The sequence below is a fragment of the Microbacterium esteraromaticum genome (genome assembly GCF_014084045.1).
Lineage (GTDB): Bacteria > Actinomycetota > Actinomycetes > Actinomycetales > Microbacteriaceae > Microbacterium > Microbacterium esteraromaticum_D.
This window is the reverse complement of record NZ_CP043732.1, coordinates 1,690,745-1,710,934: the sequence shown is the minus strand read 5'-3', so window position 1 is coordinate 1,710,934 and position 20,190 is coordinate 1,690,745. Positions and strand designations below refer to the sequence as shown.

Sequence of the window (20,190 nt, the reverse complement as noted above, 5' to 3'; positions counted from 1 at the left end):
GGAGGGAGTTCACCCACATGACTGCTTCCGACATGCTCTGGATCCCGGCCTCTGAGGTCTTCGAGCGGGTCACCGTGCTCGACGCGGTCCGCGCCATCCAGCGCCACCTCCGAGGGGGAGCGGATCCGGCAGACGACTTCGAACGCAGCGTTCTCCCCGTGTCGCACGGCCAGGTGCTGATCATGCCGAGCGACTCCGCCGAGTTCTTCGGCGTCAAGGTCGCGAGCGTCGCGCCGGCGAACCCGGAGAGGGGCAGAGAGCGCATCCAGGGCGTCTATCTGCTGATGGACGCGGAGACCCTGACGCCGAGCGCGCTCATCGACGGTGCCGCGTTGACGACCCTGCGCACCCCTGCCGTCTCCGCCGCCGCAGCGGATCTGCTCGCCCCCGCCGAGGTGGAGCACATGGTCGTTTTCGGGTCCGGTCCGCAAGCCGACGGCCATGTCGCCGCGATGAAGGCCGTCCGATCGATCGGGCGCGTGACGATCGTGGCGAGGAACGCGGAGCGTGCCTCGAGCTTCGCGGCGAAGCTGCGTGCGGAAGGAACCGAGGCGGGAACCGGGACGAGCAGCGATGTCCGCGACGCCCAGCTCATCGTCTGTGCCACGACGGCACGCGATCCGCTCTTCGACGGAGAGCTGGTGCCCTCGGACTCGTGCACCATCGCCGTCGGCTCGCATGAGCCGGCCGCCCGGGAACTGGATTCTGCTCTCCTGAGTCGCGCTCAGGTCGTCGTCGAAGACATCGCCACGGCGTTGCGCGAGGCCGGGGACGTGATGATCCCGGTGTCCGCGGGGGACGTGGATCCGGCGTCGATCGTCCCTCTGCGCGATATCGTCCTGGGCGTGCGCGAAGTCGACCCCCGCAGACCGCGCGTCTTCAAGAGCACCGGAATGGCCTGGGAGGATCTCGTGGTCGCCGCAGAGCTCTTCCGAGCCGTGCGACCCCGGGATGGCGCCGGCGCCGTCTAGGCCTTCGGCCCGCTGATCACGAGGCGATCTCGAAGGCCGCGGCCAGCGCCGAACCCGTGGTTCGTGCGAGTGCGGCGAACCGCTCCCCCATGAGCCGGTAGCCGTCGCCGTCCGGATGCAGGTTGTCATACAGAAGGTGCGCGTCGTGCTCGGTGAAGAGATCGCGTCCGTCCATGTAGAACAGTCGGGAGTCGGACGTGGCTCTCTGGCCGATCGCTCGCTCCGCGAGCGCCCGGATCCTCCGCAGCGTCAGCACCCCATCGTTCTCGTCGAGTGCCCTCGGCGTGCCGAAGCACAGCTCCGTCGTCCCCTCCTCGATCACGACGGTGGGGCCGGGGATGTCCTCGTGGATGGGGCAGGCGATCGGCGAGATGAACACGATCGGCGTGTGCGGATGCCCCTCGCGGATCGTGTCGAGGAAGCCGTGGATGGCGGGGATCAATGTCCTCGCCCTCATCGAATCGCCGTTCACGAGGTTGATCCCGATCTTGAGCGTGATGACGTCGGCGGCGGTGTCGCGGATGCTCCGGGCGGTGAACGGGTCGAGAAGCGCCTGGCCGTTGAACCCGAGGTTGATGACGTCCACCCCGAGTCCTGCAGCTGCGATCGCCGGCCAGGTCTCCTGGGGCCCGGCGGCGTTCGTGCCGTGACTGATCGAGCTGCCGTGATGCAACCAGGTGAGCTCGCCGCGCGAAGGGGCGGGCAGCAGCGGAGCCGACGCGCGCATCCCTCGGATCTCGACCCAGCTGTTGTGCGGCAGCCAGATCACCACTCGACGCTCGGAACCTGCGGATGGACCGAGCCGAAGCGAGAAGCGCGAGGCCGCTCCCGGCTCCTCCGTGTGGCTCTTGTCTTCGCGCACCCACAGCCGATGCCCTTCATCGAGCGCGACTCGATCGGTCTCCACGCCGTCGACCACCGCGACGAAGGTGGAACGCCTCTCCGAGCTGTCGATCCCCACCGAGAGATTGCGAGTGATCATGACGTCGAACTGGATCGCATCAGCGGACGTCACGAAGTCCAGGTGCACCCCGGTCGTCTGGTTCGCAACCCACTCCATGACCGGGGAACCGTACTGTGCGCGCGTCCAGCTGGGCAGCCTCCGGGGCGCGATTCCCTCCGGGGTACGCTCGATCTCGAGGGCGCCGCGCACTGATCCTTCCACGACGTCGAGCGGAACTGCGGACAGAGCGTGCGTTGGCATGGTGAGCCCTACTGAATCGGCGCTGAGCAGTGAGTGGTGGTCGATCCGCCTTCGCGGACGAGCACACTGACCATGTGGGAACGGAAAGAGGCTATCAGCCGCCCACGACGGCTACGCTTCTCACGAGCCGAAAGAGGAGAACGATGAGCAGAGAAGCCCTACTTGCCCCCAGCGCACCGGCGCCGGCCGGACCGTACAGTCAGGCCATCGTGAGCAACGGGTTCGTCTTCACCGCCGGAGTGCTTCCGCGTGACGCGGCGTCCGGGGAGGTCCCGGAGACCGTAGGCGAGCAGACGCGACTCGTGCTGCACAACATCCGGGAGATCCTTCGGCACGCGGGCGCGGAGCTGGATGACGTGATCAAGTGCACGGTGCACCTGCAGAATCCCAAGCGCGATGCCGCCGAGTTCAATGCCGTCTACGCCGAGGCGTTCGCGGCCCCCTACCCGGTGCGGACCACCGTCGGCTCCGAGCTCAACAACGTCCTCGTCGAGATCGACGTGGTCGCGGCCCTCCCGGCGCGCTGATCCCCATGGCCGCCCCCACGCCTCCCTCCGGCAGCCACCAGGAGCACATGAGCCTCAGCTCGGCCGGTGAGCGATACCGGGCCAGACTCCAGCAGCGCTCGCTCTCCAGCGTGCTGCAGCAGCGCGTGGTCGACAAGGAGAAGGAGACTCTCTCCGTCGCGCTCGATCGAGTGCTGGAGGACAACTCCGCGATCGCCCTCGCCGGTATCGTCGTCGCGGCACGTCGTCGCTTCGTGGCGGGGACGGGCAAGTCCTTCGCCTACGCGACGCTTCTCGCGCGCGACCTCTCCGGTGGACTGGCCGAGGTCTTCCTGGTCGACAACAACATCATCCGCTCCGTCGAGGTCCTGCGGGAGACGAAGCCGACGGACGTGCTCGTGGTGTTCTCGTTCCGTCGCTACCGGCGCGACACCATCGAGCTGGCCGAGCAGTTCGTCGCGGCGGGTGGAACCGTCGTCGCCATCACCGACGCGGAGGACTCCCCCATCACCGCGGTGGCGGCGTCGTCGATCGTCGTCCCCACGGACAGCGTCTCCTACGCGGATTCGCCGACCGCCATCGCGGCCATCATCCACCTCGTCGCCACGCTGTCCACGGCGAGCGCGAAGGGCGCCAAGCGCCGACTGGCGGAGCGCGACCGCATCAGCAACGAGCTGGGCATCTACCTGCAGGACTGAGGACGGGGCGCCCACCTCTCGCGACACGCGCGACGCGCCGCTAAACATACGTTTGAAATACTCGCAGCCGAGTGCCAAATTTGCGCTCCTCCGCGGATATCATGGGATGTATACGTGGCAGATCCTCACGGAGGCTGAGGTGCGCCGAGTCCGCACGGAGGGTTTCTCATGACAACGAAGCAGTTCACCGAGGACCCGGCGGCACCGGTGCAGGAGATCTTCGACATCTTCCGGCGCAGGGTCGACGAGGGGCACACGCCCGGCAGCTTCTTCGCCCTCTTCAGCGCAGAGGGCATCGAGTTCGAGGGAGGGTTCGGTCACCACCGGCTGGGCGGCTCCGCACCCCAGGGGGGAACAGCGTTCCGCATCGCATCCTGCACCAAGAGCTTCACGTGCGCGACCCTCCTCCTGCTGCGCGACCGCGGACTCCTCGATCTGGACTCGCCGATCACGGCGTTCGTCCCCGAATACACGCCGTCCACGCCGGCATCCGATCCGGTCACGCCGACGGTCCGGATGCTCATGACGATGTCCGGCGGACTCCCCACCGACGACCCGTGGGGCGACCGGCAGGAGTCCATGACACGGGCGGAACTGGGCGCGCTCCTCCAGGCCGGTGTTCCCGCCGTCTCGATCCCCGGTACCGCTTTCGAGTATTCGAACCTCGGCTACGCCCTGCTCGGCCAGGTGGTCGAATCGGTCACCCGACGACCGTACATCGATCTCGTCACGGAGGAACTGCTCCAGCCCCTCGGGCTCGAGCACACGAGGTTCCGCGCCAAGGACGTCGACGGCGAGCTGGCACTCGGCTACCGACGCAGCGGAGACCGGTGGGTGGAGCTGCCATTCTCCGAATCGGGCGTCTTCTCCCCCATGGGCGGTCTGTTCTCCACTCCCCACGACCTCGCCCGCTGGGCCACTTGGCTCGCCTCGGCGTTCTCGCCGGCCTCCGCGCTGCCCGGGCCGCTCTCGCCGGCCAGCAGACGGGAGATGCAGCAGATACACCGTGCGATCGCGGCGGATCCGGACGCGACCGTCGCATCCCCCGGCGAGCAGGGCTACGGATTCGGGCTCTTCGTCGAGAGGGATCCCGTCTGGGGCACTCTGGCCAACCACTCCGGAGGCTACCCGGGGTTCAGCACGCACATGCGGTGGAACAACGATGCGCAGATCGGAGTCGTGGGCTTCGAGAATGCGACCTACTCCGGGGCGAAGGCACCCGTCACCGAGGCGCTCGATCTCGCCGTCCGGCACCTCGACCGCCGCGTCGTCGGATCGACGCCCTGGCCTGAGACCCTCGCACTGCGGGAAGCGGCCGAGGCTCTCGTGCTGCGCTGGGACGACGGCCTCGCTGACAGGATCTTCGCGGACAATGTGGCACCGGACATCCCCTATGACGAGCGTGTGGCGACCATCGCCGCTGCGATCCAGAGCGTGGGCGGGCTGGGACCAGGGCGCTCCGGCGACGCCTCCGAGGCACGGGGCGACTCCCCCGCCCATCTGGTGTGGCACATCCCCGGGAGGACCGGACGCCTTCGCTGCGAGATCCGCCTCGCCCCGACCACTCCGGCCGCCATCCAGACCTTCATCGTCACGGCGGTGTGACGGCTCGGCTCCGCTCGCCGGAGCCGAGCGAGACGTCAGTGGAAAAGGGTGTGCGCGACGCTCTCCACGCTGTAGTCCTCGTCGACGATGTACGCGGTGCGCCACTTGTCGAAGGTGGTGCACGGATGCGAGATGCCGAACGCGATGAGATCGCCGATCCTCAGAGGGACGGAATCCGGGCTCACGCGGATGAACGCATGCTGATCATTGAGGCGGGTGACGCTCACCCCCGTCAGCTCACTGACGACATCGTCTCTGCGGATGGCCAGCGGCACGGGCATCCCCTCGTCGTATGAGACGTCGCGCTTGCCGACGCCGGCGATGGCGAGACCCGGCTCAGGCAGGGACAGCACGACCCCCCAGACCTCCATCCCGGGAGACAGCCGCGGCTTTCCCACCCGCGAAGGCACGTCCGCGTGAGACGCGGCGTAGGTTCCGTGGTCGTGTGTCAGGTAGCAGCCGCTGCGGAGGATGACGGTCGCCTCCGAGGGTGACAGCGCGCCGCGCACGCGTTCCACGACCGCCGGATAGAAGCGCGAGCCTCCGAAGGTGGCGATCGCGGGAGCCTCGACCAGCCCGCGGTCGATCAGTTCTCTGACCGCGACCACACCGGAGTCGAGATAGGCGTCGATGGCACGGTCGCGTTCCGCCCCCGACAGCTTTCCGAAGACGCCCTCGTAGCCCTCCACGCCGACGAGATCGAGAACGCGCGTCGCGGATGCCGCTGTCGCCACCTCGATCACCTCCTCCAGCGTCCTCGCGCCGGAGCGAAGGCCGCGAGCGCCGAGTTCCACCAGCACAGGCAGCGGAGGAAGATCAGCGGCGACCTCCTCGAGGATCCGCTCGATGAGAGTGACCGCCTCGATCGAGTCCACGAGCATGCTGATCTGGAAACCAGGGTCTTCGCGCCGCATGTCGCTCATCGCCCGCAGCCCCGCACGGTCGACCACCTCGTTCGCGATGAGGATGCGGCGCACACCGTGCTCGAAGAGCGCCGCGGCCTGGGCGACCGTCGCGACCGTCGCGATCTCCGCGCCCCACTCCTGCTGCATGCGCCACAGCTCCGGACTGAGGTGCGTCTTGCAGTGCGGTGCGAGCGTGACGTCGTTGTCGGCGCAGAAGCCTCGCATCTCCGCGAGATTGTTGGTCAGCGCATCCTGTCTGAGGATGAGCACCGGGAACTGCACGGTGCCGTCGAACACATTCTGTGTGGCATGATTCGGATCACTCATCGGTCTCCCTCGATGAAGTCGTCTCCATCGCATGGAGCGATCTTACGTCACTTATATTAGCGCGATCGCTTCGAGATAGGCTGCAAACAATGCATTTCAATCCGCGTGCGATAGAGTTTTTGCAACCTAAACTTACCCAACCGGCCACAGGTCGAGGAGAAGAGGACTGGCATGCGCGCGATGATCTCGGCTGACATGGAAGGTGCCACCGGAGTCACCTACCCCCTCGATGTCGAACCGCGCGGAGACGAATGGCATCGCTTCCGCAAACTGTTCACCGCGGATGCCAATGCCGTCGCGCTCGGTCTCCTCGAGGCCGGCATCGAGGACGTCGTGATCAACGAGGCGCACGCGTCGATGCGCAACATCCTGCTCGAGGAGCTCGACGACAGGGTGCGCCTGCTGACCGGTCGCCACAAGCCGCTGGGGATGATGCAGGGCATCGAGGGGGCGGATGCCGTGGTCTTCCTCGGCTATCACGCCGGGGCAGGCGAGAAGGGCGTCCTCTCCCACACCTACCTCGGCAACTCCATCCTCGGCGTCTGGCTCGACGGGGAGCCGGCGAGCGAAGGCTACCTCAACGCCGCGCTGGCTGAGGAGCACGGCGTGCCGGTCATCATGGTCACCGGCGACGACAAGGCGTGTGAAGACGCCCTCCGATACGCGCCCGAGGCCGAACACGTCGCGGTCAAGGAGTACGTGAGCCGGTACACGGCGATCTGCCTCCCACCGGCGACGACGTTCCGGCTGCAGCGCGAGGCCGCCGGACGAGCCGCGACACGTGCGGGCCGGACCGAGGCACTGGCACGGCCGCACCGCATCGAGGTCGAGTTCGACGCCGTTCAGCTTGCTGACGCCACGGCGAACATCCCCACCGTCGAGCAGACGGGTGATCGGCGCGTCGCCTTCGATGCACCGACGATGACGGATGCGATGAAGGCCTTCAAGATCGTCTCGAGCATCGCCGCGGCCGCCCGTGAGGTGTTCTACGACTGAGCCGCGCCGCCGCCATCCTCACGCCGACCGGAGCCGGCGACCCGGACGCCGCCCGGTGAATCCCTGCGCGGACACGACCTCTACGCCGTTCACGTAGACGGCGTCGATGCCGCGGGGACCACGCTCCGGATCCGTATAGGTCGCGCGGTCCTCGACGCCGGCGGGATCGAAGACCACGAGATCCGCGGCGTAGCCCTCGGCGATCCGGCCGATGCCCGGAAGCCGGAAGGTCTCCGCCGGCAGCCCTGTCATCCGATGCACCGCCTGCTCGAGCCCGAGCACGCCGCGCTCGCGCGTGTAGCGGCCGAGCACCCGGGGGAACGTCCCCCATTGCCGCGGATGCGGCTTCCCGGGAAGCCCGGGCGGGAGTCCGTCGGATCCGATGCTGGTGAACTCGTCGCGCATCGCCTCTTCGACATCGGCCTCGCACATCGCGAAGCAGATCATGCTCGCGCGCAGACGCTCCGAGAGCAGGACGTGCACGAGGGCATCCGCTCCTCCCACGCCGAGCCCTGCCGCGACCTCCTCGAGCGTCTGCCCCTCGAAGCGCCCGTCATACGTGCTGGCGATGAGGATCCCCGAGTACCCACCGGCCTGGATGACGTGGTTGTCCCAGTCACCCTTCGCCAGCTCGCTGCGCAGCGTGGCCACGACCTCGGGCCGCCTCAGTGCCGCGAGCAGATCCTCGTTCGGGAGACCGGCCAGCCTCGCGGGCAGGCAGGAGGTGAGGCTCGTGCTCGACGCGGTGTAGGGATAGACATCGAAGCGCACGTCGACCCCGGATGCCCGCGCGTCGCGTGCGAGAGCGAGAGTCAGCGCGACCTCGCCCCAGTGCGCCTTCCCCATCGCCTTGTGATGGGAGATCTGCACGCGCACGCCGGCGTCGCGCCCCACGGTGATCGCCTCCTCGGCTGCGGCGATGCGATCACCACTCTCACTGCGCACATGGGAGGCGTACAGGGCCGGACGACCGCTCAGCGATCGGGCGAGATCCACCAGCTCCCCGGTTCCGGCGAAGCGCCCCGGAGGATAGACCAGACCACTCGTGAACCCGACCGCCCCGGCGTCCAGGGCGGCCTCGAGCATCCCACGCATCTCGGCCGCCTCCGAGGCGGTCGGCTCCCTCGCCTCGAAGCCCATGGCTGCGATGCGCAACGTGCCATGCCCGACGAGCGGGGCGTAGTTGGTGATGTAGCCGGCTTGATCGGTGAGTGCGAGGAAGTCGCCGAACGACTCTCCCTGCCACTCCTGCACCGGGAAGAAGCGCTCGAGGTAGGACCTGAGCAGCTCCCCACGCTCCCGGGAGCGTGGGGCGAGGCTGATCCCGCAGTTCCCCACGATCTCCGTCGTCACGCCCTGCAGGATCTTGGAGACGTCCGCCTCTGCTCTCAGAGGAGCGTTGTCGGCGTGCGAATGCGTGTCGATGAACCCCGGGGCGATGGCGCGGCCGCTGAGGTCGCGTACGGGAACCCTGCCGTGCGAATCGCTCGACGGGTCGATCGAGACGATCTCCCCGCCGTCGATGGTCACATCGGCGACATAGCCGTCCGCCCCCGTGCCGTCGATCACGAGGCCTCCGGCGAACACCGTCCGAGTCATGAGGCCCTGCCCAACCATGCGTCGTAGACGAGCCTGGCCATTCGCGCGATGCACTCCTGCCCCTCGTCCGTCACGCCGTCCCCCGCCTCGTGGGCCTCTGTCATGAACGCCATGGTCACTGTGTCCCCGCCTGCGGTCAGCACGGCGACATCCGTGCATATGCCGGGAAGCGAACCTGTCTTGTTGGCGATCCTGAGCCGGTCGGGGGCGTAGGGGTTCCACGGCAGGTACCGGGGAATCGTGCCTCGGTAGATCTGCTCTGCGGCCACAGCCCTGGTCACTGCGGCACCGGGCAGCCGGTCCTCTGCCAGATCGCCGAGATAGCGTCCGAGTGCCTCCGGGGTCGCCCGACCCATCGACCGCACCGGCGCCCCCGACTCGTACCCCGCGAGCTTGTCCACGCGGATCCCGTCTCCGATCACCCGATCGATGACCCGATTGGCGCCGTCGACGGTCAATGCGCGCAACAGGATGTTCGTGGCGGTGTTGTCCGACAGGCAGATCATCAGCCAGGCGGCATCCCGCAGGGAGATGTCGCGCGGGAGATCGAGATGCTGCAGGATGCCGGAGCCGGCCGCGAGCTCGCCCTCGTCGATATGGGCGATGTCGTCCCAGTCCGCCCCGCCCTCGTCGACGAAGGCGTGGAACGCGGTGAGGAGCGGGAGCTTGACGGCGCTCGCCGTGGGAAAGAACTCGTTCCCGCACCGGGACACCGTGGTACCCGTGCTCAGGTGCGACACGGCGTATCCGACCCGTCCGGCGAATGCGCTCGCCTCGCGCTCCAGTTCTTCGGCCAGCGCGCTCATCGTCATACGTCCGTCAGGAACTTCTCAAGAATGGTCGCCCCGATCTCGAGCGCGGCAACGGGCATCCGCTCATCCACGCCGTGCATGCCTCCTTCTCGCCGCCCCTCGGGGTCGCGACCGAGTGGGGCGAACCCGTACCCCGGGATCCCGAGCTTCGCGAACGCCTTCGCATCGGTGCCCCCGCCGAGAAGGTAAGGCAGCACGATCGCCTCGTCGTCGTAGGCGACGATGGCGTCGGTGATCGCCGAGAACCACTCCGAGTCGAAAGGCGCGGAGATCCCGGGCGCCTCGGCGACGAACTCGCGGGTGACGCGCGGGCCGAGCAGACGATCGATCTCCTCGAGCATCGCCTCCTCCGTGCCCGGGATGCTCCGCACATCGATCTCCGCCTCTGCGACCCCCGGGATGACGTTGACCTTGTAGCCGGCCTGCAGCACCGTCGGGTTGAGCGAGCCCCGCGTGGGGACATCGCTGCGCAGTTCGGGCCCGATGGCCACGAGCGCCGCCTCGACCCCCTCGTCGGTGGACAGGTCGACGGCGACCCCGAGCGCAGCGGCGGTCTGCTCGATGAAGGCGCGACTGGTCGGGATGAGAGAGATCGGCCACTCATGGTGCGCGAGACGACCCAGCGCGTCGATCAGATGCGTCACAGCGTTGTCAGCCCATCCTCGCGAGGCATGCCCGGACTCCCCCCTGGCCTGCAGCCGCATATGCAGGGTGCCTCGCTCCGCCGTTCCGACGGGATAGAACCAGTGGGTCTTCCCGTTGGCATCCTTCTCGCTCACCGGCGTGCCGCCGCCCTCGCTGATCGCCGCGCCCACCCCGGTGAACCACTCCGGATGCTCCGACGCGAGCCAGTCGGCGCCGAAGTCGCCGCCGGCCTCTTCATCGGCCACGAAGGCGAACACGATGTCCCGCCTCGGGCCGGTCCCCTTCTCCTTCCAGCGCAGGAGAGTGCTCACGGTGCTGGCGACCATGTCCTTCATGTCCATCGCCCCCCGACCCCAGATGTAGCCGTCCTTGATCACGCCGGCGAACGGATCGACCGACCACTGATCCGCTTCTGCGGGGACGACGTCCATGTGCCCGTGCACGAGCAAGGCGTCCAGGCCAGGCTCCCGGCCCGCGACCCGCAGGAGCACATTCGCGCGACCGGGTGCGGACTCCAGGAGGACGGGCTCGTACCCCACCTCCGTCAATCGCTCCACGATGTAGTCGGCCACCGCTCGTTCTCCGGCGGGGCCGCCCGGACCGTAGTTGCTGGAGTCGATCGCTATGAGCTGCGAGCAGAGCTCTACGACGGAAGGGGAGGCCGGGGAGTCCGTCGATTCCGTCGATTCCATGGCAAGGGGCGAGAGGGCGTCGCGCATAGTTGATTCTCTACCTTTCATTCTTGACGGGCTGCGAAGCTCTGGCAGCCCACACGATTCACGACGGGAGCGAGTCCATCGTGGGAACGACCGAGAGGAGCTCCCTCGTATATGAGTGCTGCGGATTCAGCAGCACGTCCTTGACCGCACCCGACTCGACGAGTCTGCCTTTGTGCATCACGATCACCCGATCGGCGATGTTCCACGCGAGCCCCAGGTCGTGCGTGATCACGAGCGCCCCGAGTCCGAGCTCGCGTTTGAGCTTGAGGAGCAAAGCGAGGATGTCCCCTCGCACGGACGCGTCCAGGGAGGCGACCGGCTCGTCCGCCACGAGGAACTGCGGCCCGAGGGCCAGCGCACCGGCGATCACGACGCGTTGACGCTGGCCGCCCGAGAGCTCCTGCGGAAGGGAGCCGAAGAACCGCTCCGGCGGTGTCAGCTCGGCCTGGGAGAGCGCCTGCGACACGCGGTCACGCTCGTCGCCCGGCAGGGAGTGGATGCGGATCCCCTCGGCGACGGACTCGTAGACGGAGTGCTTCGGGTTGAGGGCGTCGCTCGGATCCTGCAGGATCAGCTGAACATCTCGCCGGTACTCCTTCAACGCCCTCGTCTCCTGGGCGAGGGGCTTCCCTCGGAACAGCACCTCTCCGCTGTCCGGCGCCTGGAGTCCGAGCAGAGTGTGCGCCAGGGTCGTCTTCCCCGAACCGGACTGCCCGACGAGCGCGGTGATCTCCCCCGCGCGGCATTCCAGAGAGACGTCGTCGACGGCTTTGACCACGCCGGCCCTGCCGTGGAACGCGACGTTCAGATTGCGCGCCGAGAGGAGAACGTCGCCGCTGCGCTCCCGCTCCTCGGTCACCACGGCCACCGGGGACATCGACTCACCATGCCGGCTGACCGGATTCAGTCGGCTCTCCGGATCTCCGATCAGAGGGAAGGCCGCGGCGAGCGCACGCGTGTGCGGATGCTGCGGATCGGTCATGATGTCGTGCGCTGAGGCGAGTTCGACCACCTCGCCGGCGTACATCACCGCGATCCTGGTGCAGACCTTCGCCAGCACGGAGAGATCGTGGCTGATCATGACGAGAGAGATCCCGCGCTCGCGGATCAGGTCGGTGAGCACAGCCAGCACCTGGTCCTGCACCACCACATCGAGGGCGGTCGTCGGCTCGTCCGCGATGATGAGCTGCGGTTCGCAGGCCAGCGCCATCGCGATCATGATCCGCTGCTTCTGTCCCCCAGAGAGCTCATGCGGGAAGGACCGCAGCATGTGCGGCTGCAGATCGACCTGTTTGAGCAGATCCGCAGCGCGTCGCTCACGCAGGGCATCGGTGCCGTACTTGCCCTTCACATGGATCGCCAGCGCCTCGGTGATCTGCCTGCCCACCCGCTGAACGGGATTCAGCGAGTGCATCGCCCCCTGGAACACGATGGCCGCCTCGCCCCACCGCACCACCCGCAGCTCGCCCCAGCTGAGTCCGGTGACATCCTTCTCGCCGACGAGGATCCTGCCGCTCACCCGGGCATTGCGGGGAAGCAGCCGGAGCACCGACATCGCGAGCGTGGATTTGCCCGAACCGGATTCGCCGGCGATGCCCAGGCTTCCGCCCTCAGGCAGGACCAGGTTGACGTTCTTGACCGCGGCGACTTCGCCACGGCCTTCTTCCGATTGGGTTCCGTAGACGATCGACACGTCCTCGAAGGTCAGCGAAGACATCAGCGGCCTCTCAGTTTCGGGTTGACAATGGACTCGACCGCGCGCCCGACGAGGGTGAACGCGAGCACGACGACGACGATCGCGACGCCTGGCGGGAACACCATCCACCAGTAGCCCGCGGTGGCGGCACCGCTGCTGAGGGCGGTCTGCAGCATCGCGCCCCACGACGTGTCGCCGCTGCCGATGCCGAGGAACGACAGCGTCGCCTCGGCGTTGATCGCGGAGCCGATGGCGAGGCTCGTGCTGGTGAGCACCAGGGGCATGACCCCCGGGAGCACGTGCTTGCCCATGATGTGGGCGTGTCCTGCGCCCAGGGCCGTGGCGCGTTTGACGTACCCCCTGGTCTCGATCGACAGAGTCTGCGATCGCACCAGTCGCGCCGTGCCCGCCCATGAGGCCGCTCCGATCGCGATGATGAGTGTCAGCAGCCCCCTCTGCAGCACGCTCGCGAGCACGATGGCCAGGAGCAGGGAGGGGATGACGAGGAAGAAGTCCACGATGCGCATCAGGACGGACGAGCGCCATCCGATGAAGTGACCGGCCAGCAGCCCGAACACGGTGCCGATGAGCACCGACATCACCGTGGCGGCGATTCCGACGGTCAGCGAGACGCGCGCACCCCACATCAGCATCACGAGCACCGACCTGCCCAGCGGATCCGTTCCCAGCGGATGCTCCCACGACGGCGGCGCGTTGAGAGTGTTGTGCACCTTGGTCGGGTCCAGGAGTGACTCGTCTGCGATCCACGGCGCGGCGAGTGCGAGGCCGATGAAGATGACGAGGATGACCAGGCCGAGCATTCCGGTCCTGCTCTGGCGGAATGCGGCCCAGAACTCCTGCAGCCGCTGTCGTCTGCGTGCTCGCGTCAGCTTCTTCGCACTGGCGAGAGGACGTGCGCCGGCGCTCTTCGCGTCGGTCGTCTGCTCTGTGATGCTCATGCGGTCGTCACTCTCGGGTCGATGGCACGGTAGACGAGGTCGGCGGCGAAGTTGGTGAGGATGATGATCGACGAGAACACCACGAACGTTCCTTGCAGTAGAGGCAGATCCGGGCCCGAGAGCGCCTGGAAGGTGAGGAACCCGAGTCCGGGCCAGGAGAAGACCGTCTCCACTGTGACGGCTCCGGCGATCAGGCCGCCGATCTGCAGGAAGACGATCGTGACCGTCGGAAGGAGTGCGTTCGGCACCGCGTGCCGGCGACGGACGGCGTCGTCCGTCAGTCCCTTGGCCCGCGCGGTGGTGAGGTAGTCCGACGACATCTCCTCGATGAGGGATGCCCGCATGATCAGCGAGTACTGGGCGTAGCTGACGGCCACCATCGTGGCGACGGGGAGGGCCAGATGTCGTATCAGGTCCCACAGGTAGGGGAATCCGGTGAGATTCGCACCGGGCGTCACCATTCCTCCCGCCGGGAGGATGTGCAGCATGCCCGCGAAGATGAGGAGGAGGATCAGGCCGAACCAGAACGTGGGCATCGACCAGAAGACGAGGGCGGTGCCCGTGCTCAGATTGTCGAACCAGCTCCCCCGTCTCCATGCTGCCCGCTGCCCGACCCACAGCCCCAGCGTGATCGCGATCGCTGCAGAGACGGTGGTCAGCAGGAGGGTCGGGAACAGGTAGTCCATGATGAGGTCGGAGACGGGCGCGCGATAGGTGTAGGACTCGCCGAGGTCACCCTGGAACAGATGCTCCAGGTAGATGACGAACTGCGTCCAGAGAGGCTGGTCGAGGCCGAACTCCTTCTTGAGCTGGGCGAGCTGCGGCCCGAGCACCGGCCTGCCCCTCGTCAGGCTGGCGACCGGGTCGCCGGGGAGGATCCGGAAGGCGAAGAAGCTCATCAGCACGACCAGGATCAGACTGATCGCCACGCCCACCAGCTTGTTCGCGACGTAGCGCAGATAGGTCGATGACCTCGTGGAGGTCTCCCCGTCGACCACACCGGGGGTCTCGCTCATCTGGATGAGTTCAGTCTCTGACATCGCGCTATCCCACAGCCCTTCCCGGCACTCGTCCGGGCCGACCGCCCTTGACTCTCTGCATCGCCACAACCTCCGTAGCCTGGTCGAATCGGCGGCCTCCATCGAGGCCGCCGTGCTCGGTGCTCCGCTCGCCCGGCCGCTCGCTCCCCCGGCACGAGGCCGAGGGAACGAGCAGTCGATCGATTGCCTACTCTCGGTCCGTCGCGGTCTGCCGACGACGGATGACCACGATGGTCACGATGCCCGCGACGACCACCAGAGCGGCGATCGCGACGATCCATGGCCAGCTCGCTCCCTCCCCCGACGAGGAGGAGGACGACGTGCCCTCTTCCTGGCTCACCAGGGTGAGGTCGTGGAAGGTCTGGTAGGCGGTGAAATCGTTCTGGATCTTGGTCACATGAGCGATCCGGTCCGTGCGGTACGCCTGCAGAGCAGCCGGGTAGTAGAGGACGGCGACGACGGCCGCCTCGTAGTGGATGGAAAGCGCGTCCTGCACCAGCTTCGTGCGCTTGTCCTGGTCGAGTTCGACGTGCTGCTGCTTGTACAGCTCATCGAATTCGGGGTCGCACCAGTTGTCGGCGCTGCCGTTGCCGGCACCGTCTGCCGCCGGAGCCCTCGAACCGCACGTGTTGATGTACAGCATGTAGTCGGGGTCGATCGGGTTGCCCCAGCCGTTGAGCGTGAGGTCGTAGTTGCCCGAGTGTCGCTCCTGGTCGCGCTGGTCGATGCTCTGCGGCATCAGCGTGACCTTGATGCCGATCTCCTTGAGCCACGGCTCGATGAACGAGGCGATCTGCGGTTCGGCTGCACCGGAGCCGTCGAACGTGAGCCGCAGGTTGATCGGCTTGCCTTCCTTGTCCATCCGATAGCCGTCGGCACCCTTCGTGTACCCGGCGTTGTCGAGTGCCTCGTTCGCGGCATCCGGCGAGTAGGGGTCGACGATGTCCTCGTAGTCGCTGTAGTACGGCTTCGTCGGCGGACCCAGAATCTCCGGCCCCGTCCAGCCGTGCCCATTGAGCACCTTGTCGACCAGCTGCTGCGTGTCGAGGGCCTGTCGAATCGCCTTGCGGACCACCACGTCCTGAAGGACAGCAGCGCCGTCGCCCATCGGCGTGCCATCGAGAGTCGTCGACCCCACGTTCATGGAAAGGCCGAGGTAGCGCCCTCCTCCGGTCTCGACGGGCTCGATGTTCGCCGCGCCGGCCAGAGAGTCGAACTGCGACGCGGTGAGCCGGTTGGACCAATCGATCTCCCCGGACTTGAGCGCCAGCACCTCCGCGTCCTTGTTCTTGTAACTGATGACCTCGATGCCGTCCAGCTTGGGAGCCCCTCGCCAGTTGTACGGGTTGGCCTTCATGTGCGCAGAGACCCCTCGGGAGTACGCGCTCATGACGAAGGGCCCCGATCCCACGACATCCTCGGTGTTCTCGTAGGTCTCCGGGCTCTCCATGTCGGCCCAGATGTGCTTCGGGACGATGTAGAGCTTTCCGGGGTTGATCGCCTGAGGGGTCTCGGTGACGATCTCGACGGTGTCCTCGTCGACGGCGGTGACGGAGGCGAGGTTGTCTCCCAGGTTCCCGTTGCTGATGGCGAGCTTGGGGTTGGTCATGATGGTGTTGTAGTTCCAGGCGACGTCCTCCGCCGTCAGGTCCTCACCATCCGACCACTTCAGGTCAGGCCGAAGCTCGAACGTCCAGGTGTTGCCGTCGACCGTCCACTTCTCCGCCAGGCCAGGGCCGTCCGCACCATCGGGTGCCGTCGGCATCACCAGGGATTCGTACTGGATCTGCGCCAGGTCGAAAGAAGCCTGGTTGAGCATGGTGAAGGGGTTCATCGAGTCGATGACGCCTCCACCTCCGACAGGGATACGTAGGATATTGTCCGAGCCACCCTTAGCTTGGGCATAGGCTCCGGCGGACGCGCCTCCGCTGCAGAGGGCCACCACCAGTCCAGCAGTTACCAGGGGAACAAGGCGTTTTGTGATTCGCATGAGATCTCCACTTCTACGGTGAAACGGATATGAGCGTCGTTGCTTGGCGCAAGCTTAGAGTGCATATCTCTGTCGCGGGAGGCCAGACTGCCGAGACAGGACCGATGACCTGTCGACGGTGCACATCGCCAGGAGTCTTGGTCGGAACGGTATGGGCAGGCGGCGGATCGCCGCCGATGTCGACAGCGTCGGAGAACGGATGGACGATCATCACGAGCTCACGAACTCGTCCAGCCAGGCGACGAGCCGTCGACCGTAGTCGACACGGTGCGACGGCCGACCGGTGACCACGAACAGGTGCGATGCCCCCGGATAGACGACCATCTCGGTGGTGACGCCTTGTGCGCGCAACGACACGAACCACCGCTCCGCCTGATCCAGCGGGCAGCGCTTGTCCGCCTCGCCGTGGAGGATGAGCGTCGGGGTTCTCACCGCGCCGACGGAGAGGTAGGGCGACTGCGCCCTGAGCTTCTCCTGGTCTCCCCAGGGCGTGGCGCCGAGCTCGCAGAGGATCTCGGGTCCCCCCTCGTCCGAGGACGTCACGCCGACAGCGTCGCAGATCAGGCCACCGGCGATCGCTGCTGCGAAGCGATCCGTGTGCGACGTCAGCCAGCAGGTCGAGTATCCGCCGTAGCTGTATCCGGCCACCGCGAGCCGCTGTGGATCGACCATGCCCTCGGCGACCAGCGCATCGATGGGCTCGAGGAAGTCATCCTCGTCGCCATGCCCCCACGACCCGACGTTGTCGTTGAAGAACGCCTCGCCATATCCGTCGCTGCCCACCGGGTTCACGGTGAGGATGGTCCAGCCCCGGGCGGCGAGCACCTGCTGGTAGTAGTGGGATTGGTCGATCACGCCGTTCCAGGCGTTGTGCGGCCCGCCGTGGATGTCGAGCAGCAGCGGACCCTGGTCGGGAGCGGACGGATGCCGCATGACCCATCCGTGAACGGTTCTGCCGTTGCGGAGCACGAACGCGCGCTCTCGCGGCACGAGGAACTCGATCTCGGCGACGGCACCGCTGTTCTCGGTGCTGCGGGCCAGCTCCTCGCCGTTCGACAGGTCCACGACGACGACGGCGCCGGGCGACGTCGGCGTCACGCTGACGATCGCGGCTCGACCGCCCGCGACCGACATCCCGGCGATCACCTCCGTCGCAGATCCCCTGACGTGCTGCACCGCTCCCGTGCGCGCGATCGAGAACAGCTGCGTCGCACCCCCGTCCCGCGCGCAGAAGTAGATGATGCCACCGTCCCCCTCCCCTGGCATCGCGCCGGGGTAGCCGGGAGAGCCGAGGACGAGATTGCGGTCGAGGGCCGCCGTCAGGTTGTCGACCACACGGCCATCACGGTCCGCTCGCAGCAGATGCTGATGGCCGGCGCCTGGATGCTCTCGTCCGACCACGATGAGGCCGTCGCCGGATCGCGTCCACCAGGCAGCCAGAGCGGCGCCGTCCTCCAGCGCCAGGATTTCCGGCTCCGCGGGGTCGGCGGCGCGTGCATCCAGTCGATACACGCCGCTGGTGGCCAGGCGGTCGGCGTCTGGTTGTCCTCCGCCGACGGTCAGGAGGGATTCTCCGTCTGGATGCCAGGAGACGCGCCTGGTGTTCCATTCGACGGCGGTCAGCGCTCGGCACTCGAGCGTCGCGAGGTCGAGGACGTGCACCTGGGAGCGCGCCATGCTCATCTCGCTGCCGTCGTTCTTGTACCCGAGGGCGCGCACGACGATCGGCGACGCGGCATCACGAGAGCCGCCTGCCGGGTCCACCGGCGCGCTGAAGGCGATCCGCCCGCCATCCGGACTCCACACGGGAGCTCCGGCCCCCTGGGGCAGCCCCGTGACGGGGACCGGGTCTGCGTCAGTGGACGTTCGCAGGAGGTGGATCTGAGGAACGCCGTCGACATCTCGGAGAAACGCGATCGTCTCGCCGTCGGGCGACCAGCGGGGAGAGACATCCGTAGGGCCGTCGGTCAACGCCGACGATCGATTGCTCGGGACATCCAGCAGCCACAGGGCGTGCTCGTGTTCGTCGGTGCGGGTGCTGACGGTGCGCACCGAGTAGACGACTCGCTGCCCGTCCGGCGACAGGACGGGATCGGATGGGAGCTGGAAGAGGTCGAGGTCTTCGAGGGCGGGCGCGCGCTTCATCAAGGGTCCTAACGTCAGTGCGGGCTAGCGGAGCGGGTCGAACATGCGCATCAGGGGATCCGCCGGTCCGCCGGTGATCGCGGAGGCGATGTAGCGTCCGGTCAGCGGCCCGAGCGTGACGCCCCACATTCCGTGGCCTCCCGCGACGAAGACGCGCGGGGACCTGGTGGGGCCGATCAGCGGCAGGCCGTCGGGAGTGCAGGGGCGGGCACCGAACCACTCCTCCCTGCGGTCCTCCCAGTCGATGCCGGTGAGCATCGGGCGGACGGCGGTGACGACGGAGGCGAGCCGGCGAGGATCGAACGGCCGGTCGACGGAGCTCAACTCCATCACGCCGCTGATCCGGAACCGATCTCCCAGCGGAGTGCACGCGACATGCTGACCGGGGAAGTCGATGGGGTGGGTTGGCATGGTCTCGGGCACGACGCTGAAGCTGTAGCCCTTCCCGGGCTGCACCGGCTGCCGGACGCCGAACGACCGCGCCAGTTCGCCGAGCCACGCACCGTTCGCGATGACCACCGCATCCGCCGCCAGCGACTGCCCACCGGCTCCCCTCACCTCGGCGCCGCGCGCGCCGTCGCGGATGTCCGTGACGTCGAAGCCGCCTATGATCTCGCCGCCGCGGCCGCGGACGGCGCGGGCGAGGGAGTCCACGAATCGTGGCGGATCGATGTAGCGCTGGCCGTGCAATCGGAGGCCCGTCGTGACCCGGTCGCTGAGCACCGGTTCGATGGCACGAAGCTCGTCCCCGTCGACGACGTCGTAGTCGGCTTCGCCACCGGCTCTGACGACCGCGTCGAATGCCCGCGCCAGAGCATCCCTCGCCCTGTCGGAGACGAAGCCGTTGAGCAACGGCTCGGCGAGATGCGTTGGTTCGTCGACCGCGCCATCGGTGAGCTCGTCGAACGCGTCCGCGCTCACCCGATTCATCTCGGTGAACACGGCCATCGCCGACCGCCAGGCCGAGGGCGCAGAGTGGATCGCGAATCCGGCGAGGAAGCGGATGAGCAGCGGATCGAAGAGCCTCGGGATGCTCAGGGCGGCGTCACGGCGGAACATCGCGCCGGCGCCGTAGCGGAGCATGGCCGGCTCGGGCAGCGGGACGGTCAGCGCGGGCGCCAGCCATCCGGCGTTGCCCCAGGACGCACCAGCCGCGACGCCGACCCGGTCGACGACGGTGATCTCGACACCGCGATCCTGGAGGAAATAGGCGGTCGAGAGTCCGACGATCCCGGCTCCGACGATGACGACCCGTTGTGGCTTCACAGGTTGAGGTTAGCGGAACATATGCGACGTATCCTCAAGCTCTGGATCAGAAGGAAGGGCGATGAAGGCGCCGCAAACACCGAAAAACCAGGAAACAGTTCCTTCCT

Annotated in this window: 16 protein-coding genes; 5 read left to right on the top strand and 11 right to left on the bottom strand. The window is 67.4% G+C overall.

What is annotated here, in order from left to right:
- Positions 1-17: 17 nt before the first annotated feature.
- On the top strand, positions 18-971 hold the full coding sequence (locus FVO59_RS08095) for an ornithine cyclodeaminase family protein (protein ID WP_182252196.1): 954 nt from the start codon (positions 18-20) through the stop codon (positions 969-971).
- A gap of 16 nt (positions 972-987) precedes the next feature.
- On the opposite strand, the gene FVO59_RS08090 is transcribed toward FVO59_RS08095, so the two are convergent.
- Positions 988-2,031, bottom strand: coding sequence for a GDSL-type esterase/lipase family protein (locus tag FVO59_RS08090; RefSeq protein WP_220465653.1), 1,044 nt, complete (start codon positions 2,029-2,031; stop codon positions 988-990).
- A 287-nt stretch (positions 2,032-2,318) separates the two neighbouring features.
- On the opposite strand from FVO59_RS08090, the gene FVO59_RS08085 reads away from it, so the two are divergent.
- From FVO59_RS08085 to FVO59_RS08075, 3 genes are all read left to right on the top strand, one after another.
- Positions 2,319-2,702: a RidA family protein gene (locus tag FVO59_RS08085; RefSeq protein WP_182252194.1), complete on the top strand. Its 384-nt coding sequence runs from the start codon at positions 2,319-2,321 to the stop codon at positions 2,700-2,702.
- Between the two features lie 47 nt (positions 2,703-2,749).
- Positions 2,750-3,379, top strand: a complete 630-nt coding sequence (locus tag FVO59_RS08080) for a MurR/RpiR family transcriptional regulator (RefSeq protein WP_220465652.1) — start codon at positions 2,750-2,752, stop codon at positions 3,377-3,379.
- Positions 3,380-3,547: 168 nt separating this feature from the next.
- Entirely contained in the window at positions 3,548-4,984 is a 1,437-nt protein-coding gene (locus FVO59_RS08075; protein WP_182252192.1) for a serine hydrolase domain-containing protein, read from the top strand.
- A gap of 35 nt (positions 4,985-5,019) precedes the next feature.
- Here FVO59_RS08075 and FVO59_RS08070 read toward each other — a convergent pair whose 3' ends face one another.
- On the bottom strand, positions 5,020-6,216 hold the full coding sequence (locus tag FVO59_RS08070; RefSeq protein ID WP_182252191.1) for an alanine racemase: 1,197 nt from the start codon (positions 6,214-6,216) through the stop codon (positions 5,020-5,022).
- A gap of 171 nt (positions 6,217-6,387) precedes the next feature.
- On the opposite strand from FVO59_RS08070, the gene FVO59_RS08065 reads away from it, so the two are divergent.
- Positions 6,388-7,212, top strand: a complete 825-nt coding sequence (locus FVO59_RS08065; RefSeq protein WP_182252190.1) for a M55 family metallopeptidase — start codon at positions 6,388-6,390, stop codon at positions 7,210-7,212.
- Between the two features lie 18 nt (positions 7,213-7,230).
- Here FVO59_RS08065 and FVO59_RS08060 read toward each other — a convergent pair whose 3' ends face one another.
- The 9 genes from FVO59_RS08060 to FVO59_RS08020 form a co-directional block, all read right to left on the bottom strand.
- On the bottom strand, positions 7,231-8,811 hold the full coding sequence (locus FVO59_RS08060; RefSeq protein WP_182252189.1) for an N-acyl-D-amino-acid deacylase family protein: 1,581 nt from the start codon (positions 8,809-8,811) through the stop codon (positions 7,231-7,233).
- A complete protein-coding gene (locus FVO59_RS08055) occupies positions 8,808-9,617 on the bottom strand; it encodes a serine hydrolase (protein WP_182252188.1) in 810 nt (269 codons plus the stop codon). The genes FVO59_RS08060 and FVO59_RS08055 overlap by 4 nt, the downstream gene beginning before the upstream one ends.
- Before the next feature lie 2 nt (positions 9,618-9,619).
- Positions 9,620-10,987 (bottom strand): M20/M25/M40 family metallo-hydrolase, encoded by a 1,368-nt coding sequence (locus FVO59_RS08050; protein WP_220465651.1) that lies wholly within the window; start codon positions 10,985-10,987, stop codon positions 9,620-9,622.
- 58 nt (positions 10,988-11,045) lie between these two features.
- Entirely contained in the window at positions 11,046-12,704 is a 1,659-nt protein-coding gene (locus tag FVO59_RS08045; protein WP_182252186.1) for an ABC transporter ATP-binding protein, read from the bottom strand.
- Positions 12,704-13,642: an ABC transporter permease gene (locus FVO59_RS08040; protein WP_182252184.1), complete on the bottom strand. Its 939-nt coding sequence runs from the start codon at positions 13,640-13,642 to the stop codon at positions 12,704-12,706. The genes FVO59_RS08045 and FVO59_RS08040 overlap by 1 nt, the downstream gene beginning before the upstream one ends.
- Complete coding sequence (locus FVO59_RS08035; RefSeq protein WP_220465650.1) at positions 13,639-14,682, bottom strand: ABC transporter permease; 1,044 nt, start codon at positions 14,680-14,682, stop codon at positions 13,639-13,641. The genes FVO59_RS08040 and FVO59_RS08035 overlap by 4 nt, the downstream gene beginning before the upstream one ends.
- 187 nt (positions 14,683-14,869) lie before the next feature.
- A complete protein-coding gene (locus FVO59_RS08030) occupies positions 14,870-16,516 on the bottom strand; it encodes an ABC transporter substrate-binding protein (RefSeq protein ID WP_182252182.1) in 1,647 nt (548 codons plus the stop codon).
- A gap of 366 nt (positions 16,517-16,882) precedes the next feature.
- Positions 16,883-18,817 carry a S9 family peptidase gene (locus tag FVO59_RS08025; protein WP_182252180.1) on the bottom strand — a complete coding sequence of 645 codons (1,935 nt, stop codon included), beginning with the start codon at positions 18,815-18,817 and terminating at the stop codon, positions 16,883-16,885.
- A 24-nt stretch (positions 18,818-18,841) separates the two neighbouring features.
- Complete coding sequence (locus tag FVO59_RS08020; protein WP_182252179.1) at positions 18,842-20,083, bottom strand: NAD(P)/FAD-dependent oxidoreductase; 1,242 nt, start codon at positions 20,081-20,083, stop codon at positions 18,842-18,844.
- Positions 20,084-20,190: the final 107 nt, after the last annotated feature.